At 51.5% G+C, this 12,892-nt stretch carries 15 protein-coding genes, 1 tRNA gene, 1 pseudogene and 1 riboswitch; of the genes and pseudogenes, 10 read left to right on the top strand and 7 right to left on the bottom strand.

Annotated features, from left to right (window positions below; genetic code table 11):
- Positions 1-57 precede the first annotated feature (57 nt).
- From GOB86_RS10090 to GOB86_RS10065, 7 genes are all read left to right on the top strand, one after another.
- Complete coding sequence (locus GOB86_RS10090) at positions 58-366, top strand: plasmid mobilization protein (RefSeq protein WP_165992208.1); 309 nt, start codon at positions 58-60, stop codon at positions 364-366.
- A gap of 6 nt (positions 367-372) precedes the next feature.
- Complete coding sequence (locus GOB86_RS10085) at positions 373-2,376, top strand: hypothetical protein (protein ID WP_165992207.1); 2,004 nt, start codon at positions 373-375, stop codon at positions 2,374-2,376.
- Between the two features lie 47 nt (positions 2,377-2,423).
- Positions 2,424-2,549: a hypothetical protein gene (locus GOB86_RS16390; RefSeq protein ID WP_277875472.1), complete on the top strand. Its 126-nt coding sequence runs from the start codon at positions 2,424-2,426 to the stop codon at positions 2,547-2,549.
- A 187-nt stretch (positions 2,550-2,736) separates the two neighbouring features.
- Entirely contained in the window at positions 2,737-2,928 is a 192-nt protein-coding gene (locus GOB86_RS10080; RefSeq protein ID WP_165992206.1) for a hypothetical protein, read from the top strand.
- Between the two features lie 16 nt (positions 2,929-2,944).
- Entirely contained in the window at positions 2,945-3,214 is a 270-nt protein-coding gene (locus GOB86_RS10075; RefSeq protein ID WP_165992205.1) for a hypothetical protein, read from the top strand.
- Between the two features lie 12 nt (positions 3,215-3,226).
- Positions 3,227-3,547, top strand: a complete 321-nt coding sequence (locus tag GOB86_RS10070; protein WP_165992204.1) for a hypothetical protein — start codon at positions 3,227-3,229, stop codon at positions 3,545-3,547.
- 147 nt (positions 3,548-3,694) lie between these two features.
- Entirely contained in the window at positions 3,695-4,246 is a 552-nt protein-coding gene (locus GOB86_RS10065; RefSeq protein WP_338421523.1) for a recombinase family protein, read from the top strand.
- 171 nt (positions 4,247-4,417) lie between these two features.
- Here the strand turns inward: GOB86_RS10065 and GOB86_RS10060 are convergent.
- From GOB86_RS10060 to gatC, 4 genes are all read right to left on the bottom strand, one after another.
- A tRNA-Ser gene (locus tag GOB86_RS10060) sits at positions 4,418-4,509 on the bottom strand.
- A gap of 107 nt (positions 4,510-4,616) precedes the next feature.
- The gene (gene gatB / locus GOB86_RS10055; RefSeq protein ID WP_165992202.1) at positions 4,617-6,071 is read right to left on the bottom strand and encodes an Asp-tRNA(Asn)/Glu-tRNA(Gln) amidotransferase subunit GatB; all 1,455 of its coding nucleotides are present in this window, start codon (positions 6,069-6,071) and stop codon (positions 4,617-4,619) included.
- Positions 6,068-7,555: an Asp-tRNA(Asn)/Glu-tRNA(Gln) amidotransferase subunit GatA gene (gene gatA, locus GOB86_RS10050; protein ID WP_165992201.1), complete on the bottom strand. Its 1,488-nt coding sequence runs from the start codon at positions 7,553-7,555 to the stop codon at positions 6,068-6,070. Before gatA ends, gatB begins: the two co-directional genes overlap by 4 nt.
- Positions 7,555-7,842 (bottom strand): Asp-tRNA(Asn)/Glu-tRNA(Gln) amidotransferase subunit GatC, encoded by a 288-nt coding sequence (gatC, locus tag GOB86_RS10045; protein ID WP_165992200.1) that lies wholly within the window; start codon positions 7,840-7,842, stop codon positions 7,555-7,557. Before gatC ends, gatA begins: the two co-directional genes overlap by 1 nt.
- An 80-nt stretch (positions 7,843-7,922) precedes the next feature.
- Here gatC and ruvX point away from each other — a divergent pair, with 80 nt between their 5' ends.
- Both ruvX and GOB86_RS10035 read left to right on the top strand, forming a co-directional pair.
- The gene (ruvX, locus tag GOB86_RS10040) at positions 7,923-8,402 is read left to right on the top strand and encodes a Holliday junction resolvase RuvX (RefSeq protein ID WP_165992199.1); all 480 of its coding nucleotides are present in this window, start codon (positions 7,923-7,925) and stop codon (positions 8,400-8,402) included.
- Positions 8,403-8,495: 93 nt separating this feature from the next.
- Positions 8,496-8,954 carry an endoglucanase gene (locus tag GOB86_RS10035; RefSeq protein ID WP_194301162.1) on the top strand — a complete coding sequence of 153 codons (459 nt, stop codon included), beginning with the start codon at positions 8,496-8,498 and terminating at the stop codon, positions 8,952-8,954.
- 100 nt (positions 8,955-9,054) lie between these two features.
- Here GOB86_RS10035 and GOB86_RS10030 read toward each other — a convergent pair whose 3' ends face one another.
- The 3 genes from GOB86_RS10030 to GOB86_RS10020 form a co-directional block, all read right to left on the bottom strand.
- Positions 9,055-9,345 (bottom strand): hypothetical protein, encoded by a 291-nt coding sequence (locus GOB86_RS10030; RefSeq protein WP_165992198.1) that lies wholly within the window; start codon positions 9,343-9,345, stop codon positions 9,055-9,057.
- A 412-nt stretch (positions 9,346-9,757) separates the two neighbouring features.
- The gene (gabT, locus tag GOB86_RS10025; protein WP_253544102.1) at positions 9,758-11,041 is read right to left on the bottom strand and encodes a 4-aminobutyrate--2-oxoglutarate transaminase; all 1,284 of its coding nucleotides are present in this window, start codon (positions 11,039-11,041) and stop codon (positions 9,758-9,760) included.
- 179 nt (positions 11,042-11,220) lie between these two features.
- Positions 11,221-12,171, bottom strand: coding sequence for a LysR substrate-binding domain-containing protein (locus GOB86_RS10020; RefSeq protein ID WP_165992196.1), 951 nt, complete (start codon positions 12,169-12,171; stop codon positions 11,221-11,223).
- A 169-nt stretch (positions 12,172-12,340) separates the two neighbouring features.
- A riboswitch (cobalamin riboswitch) is annotated at positions 12,341-12,563 on the top strand.
- A gap of 131 nt (positions 12,564-12,694) precedes the next feature.
- Between GOB86_RS10020 and GOB86_RS10015 the strand changes: the two are divergent.
- Positions 12,695-12,892: pseudogene (locus GOB86_RS10015) on the top strand (carbohydrate porin); the annotation flags it as partial.

The following is a 12,892-nucleotide window of genomic DNA, read 5'->3' as shown; positions in this document are numbered from 1 at the left end:
TTACCCGTCAAATGCAAAAATATCTGATATAATGTATCTCATTAAAGGAATAAATTAATGAAAGATAAAATGATTCACATACGAGTCTCAGACGAAGAACATCAAAGAATTCACGCATATGCAAAGCAAAGAAAAAAGAAAGTCTCGGTTATCGGTAGATCGTCATTTCTGAATGACATCTCAGGCGGTGCAAAAATTGCTGATGAACTTGCAGGAATACGCAAGGAACTGGCTCAAATCGGGAATAACATCAATCAAATTGCTCACAAGCTAAACGCTGGCGAAAATGCAGATATCAGCAGATTACCCGAAATTATTAACAGCTTGCGAAATAACGTAAATGCAAAATTGAAAAGGGTCAGATGATGAATCATGATTATTAAATCTAATCCGATGGTATCAGATTCAAAGGCTTCTGATATCTATAATTATTTTGCTACAAATGATAAAAATGAAGAAATTGAACTGCTTAAAGGCAATGAACAAGACGTTCAAGATGCACTTGAAGACGGAATTCATTACGACCGAAAAAACGCTATCCGACATTTTCAATTATCAAGCAAAGAGCCACTCACAAACGAACAATTCAAAGACTTGATAAAAAATTATGTTCAAAAAGAATTAAATATCTCAGATGATGATATTCTTCTCGCTTCTATTCATACCTACACAGACCACCAAAGCGACAGAGACCCGCGTCACCTGCATTTGGCGATCCGATTAGTCGATCCAGAGAACGGACACGTAAAGAGATTTGATAATCTGTATCAAAGACAGGAAAAAATCGCTCGTATGTTCGAGGTCGATAATGGTCTCGAACTTGTAAAAGGTAGGCATAACGTAGCTGTATGGCACAATGTTCCAGACGAATATAAAGATAAATTATTTCATCTAACGCAAGGCGAATTGCCAAATAGCTTTTTACGCGATGGACAATATCAAAAACAACAACGTAACGGAATGAACAGTTTCGAAATCAGAAACACATGCAAAGAATTAGTCAAAACTTGCGATAATCTTCAGGCGTTTGCTGGTGCAATTTCAGAGTATGGCTGGACAATCGAACAAGGTCAGAAAAAGTTAATTCTGAATGATGAAAACGGTAAATTAGTCGGATCAGTCGACCGCATTCTTGGCATGAAAAAAGATGAATTCGAGAAATTTAAAGGAGATTATGAAGTTGCCAAAATAGAGGTAGCCAGCCCTACCCAACGCGATACAATCGCATTGGATAAGCTGGCAAAGGCTCCGCCTGTTGAACCGTCTCAGAAGCCTACAGAACAGCACCAGGAACAAGTCCAGGAGCAAACCACACAACAGCCACAGACAGCGCCAGAACAGCCAGAAATTGGCACTGGAACAGATACAACAAACGAAGCGAAAGCAGAAGCCAGCGAAGGCATGAGCAGAGAAGAAAAATTAGCTGTTAGCGAATTCAATAAAGAACAATCTGAAAAAGAAAAACTCTTAAAAGAGTCATTAGCAAACCAGAAAAAATTTGCTCAACAAATGCTCGAAGATATGAAGAAAAATAATAAACCTGAATTAAAACCGTCATGGAATGACATATTAGACGATAGAGAAAAATCACTAGTTGATATAATAGATCAACCGCATCCTAAGTTGAAAACAATCACAGATAAACAAGTCCATAATTTTTTATACAAAAACTTTAAAGAAGAACTCGATGAATTTTTTGATAAGAGAAAAACACTCAGATCAATTCAAAGCGATATAAAAAACTTAAAAGAAAACGCTTATTTCTTCAAAAACAAACGAGTCGCTAGTAAAGAAAAACAAGAAGAAGAAGAACGTAAAAAACTTATATTATTAGCGATGTATATCGTTCACTGCATGATGCACAAGATTGGACTGAATCCAAATAAGCCAGTTGCTTTTGACTATCTTACTGATGAACAAAAAAATAATTATAAACTTGAATATGAAACAAATAAATATGCAAGACTTCTATTCGAAAATCAGGGACGTGCAAAGTGTCTTGATTCAATAGCTGTTTTAAAAGTGTTCGAAAGAGATAGCGAACTCATGCAATGGAAAAATAGAGATGAAGTTTTTCACGCAAAACTATCATTGCAAAAGCTAAATATCGTCAGAGATATCAATATTCTAACACTGGACGAAAAAGGACAGAAAGAATTTAAAGAAGCACAGGAAAATCTGGACATTGAAAAAGCAAGGAAAGCCGTCATTGAAGCACATAAACGCGAAGAAAATCGCTATTTATTAGACATCAGACCAGAACCAGAAAACGAACAGGAACAAAATAAAGATAATGATAGAGAAAAATCTAATGTTGTCGAATTTCCAAAAAATTCAGGACAAAAGAAAAAGAAAACATTTTCATATGGTCGATAAGTTTTTATATATTATGTTATAATATAAAGAAAAAAGAGATTAAAAAAATGAAAAATGAAGATGAATATACAGATGTTAGCCCGATAAAATTTATATTTTGGTTGTTTATTTTTCCACCGCTTTTTGCAGTTGGTGCGACTGATTTATTAGAGTTTTTGATGAATTTTATGTAAAACATATCAATGATAATTTTGCATATCTGTTATGATATTCTAAAAATAGTATATACAAACATATAAAAAGTCTCGGTATTTATTCATTTTTTCCAATTATTATTAATTTTCAAAAGTAGCGCGACTTTATGATATAGTAATAAATAAGAACACATTATTATGTGTCATAAAAAAAAGGAATAAAAAAATGAGTAAAGATAATTATGGCAATGGGCCAATGAATCTAGATGAAGATTTTTACGGAAATCCAATTCTTTCTGGATATAAAAAATATAAATCATTCAAAGATAGTTGGGGGAATACTCTGCATGACACAGGTGAAAGAACAATAGACGGCGATGTTATCTGGATTGATGATGACGGTAATTTAGAGATTTAATTATAGGATTATAAAAATGACTAATAAAGAAAAAATAGATATCATCATTAAAGAAATTGATGATCTGATTAATGAAAAGATTAAATTATCTTCTCAATCTAATCAACACAGACGAGAATACATAAAATTTATGAATTATAAGACAAAAAAACAATATGAAAAACTTATATACAATAAAGAAAAATGTGATGAATTAGAAAAAGAAATTAAAAATATTTCTAAAGATTTAACAGAGAAATTTAAAGAACTTCATCGTCAGAAAATAATCAATAACATTGTAAAATAAAGGATTAAAAAAATGAGAAAAACAATAAAAGAGGATGGCACTCGTCTGACATCATCTGAAAAAAGTAAAAGATACAGACAGAACAAGGAAAAGAAACATCAAGATTTTCTCAAAAGTCTAGTTAAACGTGTTGAATTCAATACAGAGACAAACGAATTTATCGAACTTCATCCCAATGATGATGGATATTATTCATTTTGGTATGAAACATCAGATTATCTGCTTTATCGTTTAAAACTCTTAGATAACTCGAAAAACAAGACAACAGACGAAATCAACGAAATCAGAATTATCGAAAAATTACTAAAAGATATTTTTCCAGATATGTTTTGATATGTCGTATTACGCCCGTATTCCGACATACCTGACACTGTTTTATCAATGTCAGGATTTTAAAGGCTGGTAGTGTCGCAAATAGCTATGTCGGTTTTATGATATAATAATTTTATATAAAAAAGGAATTTTAACAATGATTTATGGATATACAAGAGTCTCAACAGAAGAACAAAAACAGAACCTCAAAAACTAGAATTGGTTAACTCTGGCGTGCCAGAAAATAATATTTTCTCGGAGCATATCTCTGGCGGAGTTGTCGCACATTCTCGGCCAGTCCTTGGTAAATTGCTCGGAAAACTCCAAAAAGGCGATACGCTAACAGTCATAAAGCTAGATAGATTGGGACGCGATGCAATTGACGTTCTCAGCTTGATACGTGAGTTAAAAGATAAAGGTATCGGCGTCCGTATCCTTCAGCTTGGAGCAGATACAAGCGGATCAGCAGGTTCCCTGATAATTGGGATTCTTGCCAGTGTTGCATCATGGGAAAGAGAGATCATCAAGGAACGAACAAAGGCAGGCATTAAGTCATTCAGAAACGAGAACGGCGGAAACTGGGGAAGAAGGAAAAAGCTATCTCCTTCTGCTCGTGATGACGTGCTGAAATCACATCAGGAAGGCCAAAGCATCAGAGCAATCGCACAGCGTTATCGAGTCTCTAGGGATACCATTTATAGGACTCTTGCAAGCGATTAACATAATGTCATCGGATGGCTTCATGGATATAAAGCGATTCAATGCACAAAAATTTCGATGCATCCGATGCACTCTCGATGCACTTTTTTAGCTAATTTTTAAACCGTTTTTATGCTGTCTCGATGCACTCTTGATTTTTGAAGCCCATAAAGGCCAAGAAAATCAAGGAGTTGGCGGAGGGGATGGGATTCGAACCCACGATACCAGTTTCCCGGTATAACGGTTTAGCAAACCGCCGCCTTCAGCCTCTCGGCCACCCCTCCGCCGAAGAGTGCAGACACGACGTTTGCACTGCTGCTTTTAGGGGGTTTGGCGCGTTCCGTCAAACCCCCAGATGCGTAATTTGGTGTTATTTTTTATCCCGGCGCTTTTATGCGTCCAACTTGGCTTTCAGCGCTTCGTTCACCATGGCCGGGTTTGCTTTGCCCTTGGTTTCCTTCATGACCTGCCCCACAAAAAAGCCGAACAGCTTGTCCTTGCCGGAGCGGTATTCGGCCAGTTTGTCTGGGTGTTTTTCCAATACGGCGGTAATGGCCGCATCAATCGCACCCGTGTCGGTGACCTGCCGCAGGCCCTTTTTTTCCACGATGGCATCGGGGCTTTCACCCGTTTCCACCATGTCTTCAAAGACTTCCTTGGCAATTTTGCCGTTAATGGTCTTGTCGGCAATCAGGTCCAGCATTTTGCCCAGTGCGGCCGCGCTGACGGGGCTGGTTTCTATGCTGTTGCTGGTGCGGTTGAGGGCGGCAAACAGGTCGCCCATGACCCATGTGGCAGCCAGCTTGCCATCCCGCCCACGGGCTACGGCCTCGTAATACTCGGCGACGGCCTGCTCGGCTACCAGCACCCCGGCATCGTAGAAGGCAATGCCGTATTCGGCCTGAAAGCGCGCGCGCTTTGCATCTGGCAGTTCGGGCAGGTTGGCGGCCAGTTCGTCCACCCATGCCTGCTCCAGCACCAGCGGCAGCAGGTCGGGGTCGGGGAAGTAGCGGTAGTCATGCGCGTCTTCCTTGGAGCGCATGGTCCGGGTTTCGCCCCGGCCGGGGTCGAACAGGCGGGTTTCCTGATCAACCTCGCCACCATTTTCCCAGATTTCCACCTGACGGGCAGCTTCCACCTCGATGGCCTGCATGACAAAGCGGATGGAGTTGACGTTCTTGATCTCGCAGCGGGTGCGGAAGGGTTCCCCCGCCTTGCGGACAGAGACGTTTACGTCGGCCCGCATGGAGCCTTCTTCCATGTTGCCATCGCAGGTGCCAAGGTAGCGCAGGATCTGGCGCAGCTTGCGCAGGTAGGCCCCGGCCTCCTCTGGTTCACGAATATCAGGTTCGCTCACAATTTCCATCAGGGCCACACCGGAGCGGTTGAGGTCCACAAAGGATTTGGTGGGGTCCTGATCGTGCAGGAGCTTGCCTGCGTCCTGCTCAATATGCAGGCGGGTAATGCCGATCTCGCGCACATCGCCATTCTGTAGCTCAATGCTGACCACGCCCTTGCCGACAATGGGGTGCTCGAACTGGCTGATCTGGTAGCCCTGAGGCAGATCGGCGTAAAAGTAGTTCTTGCGGTCAAAGCGGCTGAACAGGTTGATCTGTGCGTTAAGTCCCACCCCGGTGCGCACGGCCTGAGCCACGCATTCGTGGTTGATCACGGGCAGCATGCCGGGGAATGCCGCATCCACCAGACTGACCTGTGTGTTGGGGGCGCCCCCAAAGGTGGTGGAAGCCCCGGAGAACAGCTTGGAATGGCTGATGATCTGGGCATGGACTTCCAGCCCGACCACAATTTCCCATGTGCCGGTACGGCCTTCAATTGTGTAGCTCATGCGCCTGCTCCCGCATGGACGGACGGTACGTGCGTAAACCCTGCCGCCGCTTCCAGCGCGCCGCCCACGGACAGCACGGTTTCTTCATCAAAATGCTTGCCAATAACCTGCAAGCCCAGTGGCAACCCGGCATCATTCAGCCCCACGGGGACGGAAAGGGCAGGCACACCGGCCATGCTGGCGGGTACGGTAAAGATGTCGTTGAGGTACATCTGCACCGGGTCGTCCATGTTCTCGCCCTGTGCAAAGGCCGCGGACGGGGCCGTTGGGGTCAGCAGCACGTCTACGGTTTCAAACGCGGTTTCAAAGTCGCGCTTGATCAGGGTGCGGACCTTCTGGGCTTTCAGGTAGTATGCATCGTAATACCCGGCGGACAGAACATACGTGCCCATGAGAATACGGTTGCGCACTTCCTGCCCAAAGCCTGCGGCACGGGTGGCTTCGTACACGCCGTCCAGCGTTGGTGCGTCCTTGCGCATGCCAAAGCGGATGCCGTCGTAACGGGCAAGGTTGGAGGAACATTCGGCCGGGGCAATAATGTAGTAGGTGGTCAGCCCGTAGCGTGTGTGGGGGAGGGAGACATCCACCACCTCGCACCCTGCGGCCTTCAGCCACGCAATGCCCTGTTCCCACATGGCCACCACATCGGCTGGCAGGCCGGGGGCGCGGTATTCGGCGGGAATGCCAACGCGCAGGCCCTTAACACTTTTGCCCACGGCCTTGTGGAACTCGGGCACCGCACGGTTGGAGCTTGTGCTGTCCTTGGCATCAAACCCCGCCATGGCTTCGAGCATCAGCCCGGCATCGGCCACGCTGCGGGTCATGGGGCCTGCCTGATCGAGGGAGCTTGCAAAGGCAATGGTGCCCCAGCGGCTGCACCGGCCATAGGTGGGCTTAAGGCCGACAATACCGCAATAGGCGGCAGGCTGGCGGATGGAGCCGCCCGTGTCGGTCCCGGTTGCGGCCAGCGCCATGCCCGCGGCAACAGCGGCGGAAGACCCACCCGAGGAGCCACCGGGCACCAGAGCCGTTGCCTCATCCCCCTTGCGCTTCCATGGGTTGGTGGTCGGCCCAAAGGCTGAGTTGATGTTGGCCGAACCCATGGCGAATTCGTCCAGATTGGTCTTGCCAAGGAACACCGCACCAGCGTTCAGCAGGTTGGCGGTCACCGTGCTCTCATACGGGGGCACAAAGTCGGCCAGCATTTTGCTCGCTGCCGTGGTGCGCACGCCCTTGGTGCAGAACAGGTCTTTTACGCCAATGGGCAGGCCGTCCATAATGCCTTGGGTGCCTGCTGCGTAGCGGGCATCCGCTGCATCCGCGCTGGCCAGCACGTCGGCTTCGGGCAGTACGGTAATGTAGGCGTTAAGGGCGGTGTTCAGGCGGCCAATGGCGTCCAGATGGGCCTGTGCCAGCTCCCGCGCGGAAAATTTGCGGGTGGTGAGCCCGGCACGGGCTTGGGTTAGGGTCAAACCGGTCAGCATTATTCCACCACCTTGGGTACGGTATAGAAGGGGCCAGAGGTTTCGGGCGCGCAGGCCATCAGGGCGTCGCGGCAGTTGCCGTCGGTCACCTTGTCTTCACGCTGGCGCAGGGTTTCGGTTTCCGTTCCCACCATGGGCGGCACACCCGTAACATCCACCTCGGCAAGCTGGTCAATCCAGCCCAGAATACCGTTCAGCTTCTGGCGCGTGGCCTCCAGCGCGTGTTCCTCAAGCCCTATACGGGCCAGTTTTGCGATGCGTCGGGTGGTCGCAAGGTCTAGCGACATGAGAGTGGGCCCCTCTTTCTTCAGTCTGAATAGAGAATTGCACCTAGCATAATCGCGCGGAAGGCAACATACCATGGGGCATGACTCTTCTCACTCTTCCCCAATTGGCTGCCACCCTGCCCAGACATGCCCGCTTGCTGGGCATAGACCCCGGGCGCAAACAGGTCGGACTGGCGTTGTCTGACGTATCCCGCATAGTTGCCTCCCCCTTCCAGACCGTAAAGCGCGGCAAGTTGGGGCAGATGGCCACCCTTATTCGCGCTATTGCGCAGGAGCATGGGGTGGTGGGGCTGGTTGTGGGTATTCCCCTCTCGCTCGACGGGTCGTTCGGCCCCGCAGCACAGGCTGCCCGGGACTGGACCATGGACCTGTCCACGCAGACCGGGCTCCCCGCCTGCCTGTGGGACGAGCGCCTGTCCTCCTCTGCGGTAAACCGGATGCTTATTCAGGAGGCGGATCTGTCGCGCGCAAAGCGGGCGGAGGCGGTGGACAAGCTGGCCGCGGCCTACATTTTGCAAGCGGCACTGGACAGCATGCCCGGTGATGTCACGCCTTTCTGATTACAGATAAGGAAGGGGCTTACATTTGCCACAAAGGGGCTTCAGACCTAGGCAGCACAAGACGTTGTCAGATATTTAAGAAGGAATGGCCTAATGACCAAACAGTCGTTTGCTACCGCTTTGATGACCATGGTGGGTGCGGCCGTATTTGCTGTAAGCCTGCCCGCAGCCCCCGCACATGCGGAAGAACCCGGTGCTTTGACCAAAGCATGGGATTCTACCCGTCAGGGCACGGAAAAAGCGTGGGACAAAACAAAGTCCGGCACATCCGAAGCATGGGACAAGACCAAAACAGGCACGTCCGAGGCTTGGGACAAAACCAAAACCGGGACGGACAAAACATGGGATAAAACCAAGTCCGGAAGTGCCAAGGTCTGGGACAAGACCAAGTCCGGTACGTCCGAAGCTTGGGATAAAACCAAAACCGGCACCACCAGCGCCGCACATGACGTGGGCAATTGGGGTGAACGGACCGGCCAGAAAATTGGCAACACGGGCAGTGCCGTCGGGCACGATATTCACAACGGCTTTACGGACGACGATAAAAAGTAAGCCCGCGTAACCCACGGCAATAAAAAACCCGCCTTCCGGTCTGGAATGGCGGGTTTTTTACGGGCGCTGCAAAGAGCCCCCAGATTTTCCGGTCAGAAAATCAGGCGTACGTATCCAGACCGCTGGTGTCGTTCTGTGCGGAGTCGGATGCCGAACCCGAGGAGCCACCCGTGGTGGTTTCGGACAGGATATCCCCAGCAGCGTCTTTGACGATGGTTGTAATGGACCCATCGGCATTGAATGTCTGGCTGGTGGTCGTGGTGGAAGAAGAGGAGGAGGAGCTGCTGCTACCCGAGGCAGAAGAGCCCGAAGACGTGCTGCTCGAAGAAGATGTGCCAAACAGGCTGTTAACAGCGCTGCTGCCGCTCAGGCTTGAAATGGAAGAAGACATGAGGATGCCCCGTTTATTCTGATGATTTAAAAAACACGCGGTATTGTCGAACCTGAGCGCAAGGAATGTCAATCTTTATAAGCCATGCCTGGCATGGGCGCACATGGGCCTGCGCGCTGGTTGCATATCAGTGATCCGCGTTGCGGACCCGCCAGAAGGTGCGGTGCGCGGTACGGAGCCTGACAAGCCCTGTTTTTAAGGCCTGCCAGTAGGCTGCAAACGCGGTCATGCGCTCCTCTCCATCAGTTTAAATTCTTTTTTAACCTAATGGATAATCATGGCCTGACTATGACCTTTCTCCCGCTTTTGCCCGTAATGCGTTGTGGCAGGGGCAAACAAAAAGGCGATGCCCCGCCCCCATGGGGGAAGGGAATCGCCTTTTGCTCAGGAACCGGCCGTCAGGGACGGATGATCAGACTTTGGCGTCTTCGAGCAGAATCTGTTCAATAATATCCAGACCTTCATCCAGCAGCGCATCGGAGGCGGTCAGGGGGGTCAGAATGCGAATGGTTGCACCCTGTACGCCGCAGGCCAGCAGGATCAGCCCTTTTTCGCATGCCTTGGCGCAAACCTTGGAGGCAAAGCCCGCGCGCTGTTCCACGCCTGCGTGGCGTTCCAGAATGTCAAACGCGATCATGGCCCCCAGCCCGCGCGGCATGCTGACGGGCAGCAGGTCCGTGCGCTTGTGCCATGCGGTAATGCGCGCCTTCAGGCGTTCGCCCATGGCGTTGGCACGGTCGAGCAGTTTTTCCTCGTCAATTACGTCCAGCACGGCAAGGGCCGCCGCACAGGCAAGGGGAGCGCCCGCGTAGGTGCCGCCCAGCCCGCCGGGGGGGACGCTGTCCATCAGGTCCGCACGGCCAATAACACCGGAGAGCGGCATGCCCCCGGCAAGGGACTTGGCAACGGAGATCAGGTCCGGTTCCACGCCGGAGTGTTCAATGCCAAACAGCTTGCCGGTCCGGCCAAAGCCGCTCTGCACTTCATCGGCAATCAGTTTGATGCCGTGCTGGTCGCACAGCGTACGCAGGTGCTTGAGCAGGGCTGTGGGGGCAACGCGGAACCCGCCTTCGCCCTGCACGGGTTCAATAATAATGGCGGCCACATTGCTTGGCGCAATATCGGCGGCAAACAGGAAGTGCAGCATTTTCAGGCTGTCTTCGACCGTAATGTCATGATCGGGGAAGGGGATGTGGTACACTTCACCCGGCAGCGTGCCAAAGGGAGCCTTGTAGGGCAGGACCTTGCCGGTCATGGCCGAGGCCAGCAGCGTGCGGCCGTGGAAGCCACCACAAAAGGCAATAACGCCGTTACGGCCGGTTGCCGCACGGGCGATCTTGACCGCGTTTTCGGTCGCTTCCCCACCGGTGGTGAAGAAAATGGTCTTGGCCGGGCCAGAGAAGGGCGCGCGCGCATTCAGCTTTTCGGCCAGTTCAATGTAGGACTCGTAAGCCGAAACCTGAAAAGCCGTGTGCGTAAAGCGTTCGAGCTGCTTTTGCACCGCAGCCATAACCTTGGGGTGGCGGTGGCCCACGTTCAGCACGGCAATGCCGCCGCCAAAGTCAACGTAACGGCGGCCTTCCACGTCCCACAGTTCCGCGTTTTCGGCCCGGTCGGCAAAAATGGGGGTGGAGGTGGAAACCCCGCGCGGCACGGCGTTGTTGCGGCGGGCCAGCAGGTCTTTGTTGGTGGTGATCATTCAGGTTTGGCTCCGGTTGGCGGTCATATGGTCCGGCCCGTGGTTGGGGCGGGACAAACATGTTCGTTCCGTAAGTGTTTTTATTGGCAGATGGGAGGCGATTTTTTGGTGCGTAGGTGGTGATAAAAAATCAACACCGCATCCGTGCGGCACCAGACCTGCTCTGGTCTGGGCCCTCAGGCCGGAGGGTGCAGGGGGTTGTCCATCTCCTGCGCCACCTGTTCCATCAGCCAGTCGCGGAAGGTGCGCAGGGAGGGTTTTTCCCACATCTGTTCGGAGGCGCGCAGCACGTAAGCGCCCAGAGGTGTGGCCTTGAGCGGGGTCTGGGTGGGTTGCACGCGCACCAGCCGCCCGGTCAGCAGGTCATCTCCCAGCAAAAACGGGTTGCCAAGGGCTATGCCCTCGCCCGCGCGGGCGGCGGCCAGTGTAATATGGGCCTGCCACAACCTGCCCGCGGTGGGAATGACGGAGGCATGGACCCCCTGTGCCGCAAACCAGCGCCGCCATTCCGTATCGTCCTCCTCGTGCAGCAGGGGGGCGTCCAGCAGGTCCTCCGTTGTGCGGGGCTGGCCACCAAGGGCCTGAATGCAATGGGGTGACGCCACGGGAAAAACCGGCGGCCGGGCAATGGCCATGTGGCGGATGGTGCGTGGCTCGGGCGTGGTACTCCCCTCGCGCACATAGCCGATCTGGGCATGGTTGGTGGATTCCACGCCACTTACATGGAACGCTGCACTGGCATCGACCGAGCGGAGTAGTACCTCCATATGCGGGTGCGATTTGCGAAAAGCATAAAGCCGGGGCAGCAGCCAGTGGTAGGCAAAGCCGTGCGCGCAGGTCACGGTTAGCGGGGCCACGCGGTTACGCATATCCGCAGTGGCGGTAGCCAGCCCGTCCAGCAGGGGGGCAATGCGGTCGTAATAGGTCTGGCCTGCCTGTGTCAGGCTGCCAGTAGTCTTGTCACGCAAGGAAATGCCCAGCGAGAGTTCAAGGTCACGGATATGGCGGCTGATGGCCGCATGGTCCACGCGCAGTTCCGTAGCCGCCCGCCGTATGCCACCGGTGCGGGCAAAAGCGACAAAGGCGTTCAGGGCGGACAGGGGGGGAATGCGGTAGCGTGGGTCCATGGGTGGGTCTGGTGTGTTGGGTCACGTTTGGGGGGGTTGGCCCGCCATTGGAGGCCAAATGGCCCAAAAAGCAAGGTCCGGTCCCCTGTTTGCGTTGCGCCATAGTGGTGGGCCGTGGCGCATGGGGTGGGTTTTTGCGTTGCAAATCGGGTAAAATATGGGCTATTGCGCATGCATCATAGCCAACGGTCCCGCGCAAGCGGAGTAAAAGGGAATGCCGTACTCTCCCCCAAGGGAGATTCAGTCGGCGACTGCCCCCGCAACTGTAGGCGGAGAGTATCTGGCCCGAGCGGTGTTCCACACCGCTGCCACTGGTTGCCCAGCAACCGGGAAGGTTGGGCCTGATGCGTTGATCCGCAAGTCAGGAGACCTGCCGTTGTCGCTCATACCTTGATCGCCGGACGGGGGTGCCGGAGATGGATGGTCGACCATGCTACTTTATACCTGACAGCTCTTTTTCCCACACGCGCATTCAATTCAACAGCACACCCTGACAAGGGGTGGGGAAAACAGGCTTGATTCCATGATATTTTTACGAAAAACATCCCCCCTGCGGTGGCGTCTGGCCCTTTTGTGCCAGTCCGTTAGCGTGGCAGGTGTTATTTTGCCAACAGCGGCGCTAGCGCAGAATGCGGAGACGCAGTTGGAGCAGGACCGCCGCCGCCTTGGCAATTCGGGTCCGCTTGTGTCCGAAGTAGACCCTGCCACGGTGCGGGACAGC

This window comes from Acetobacter lambici, from assembly GCF_011516885.1.
GTDB classification, from domain to species: Bacteria; Pseudomonadota; Alphaproteobacteria; order Acetobacterales; family Acetobacteraceae; genus Acetobacter; species Acetobacter lambici.
The sequence above is the reverse complement of the archived record's forward strand: the minus strand, read 5'-3'. Positions and strand labels throughout refer to the sequence as shown.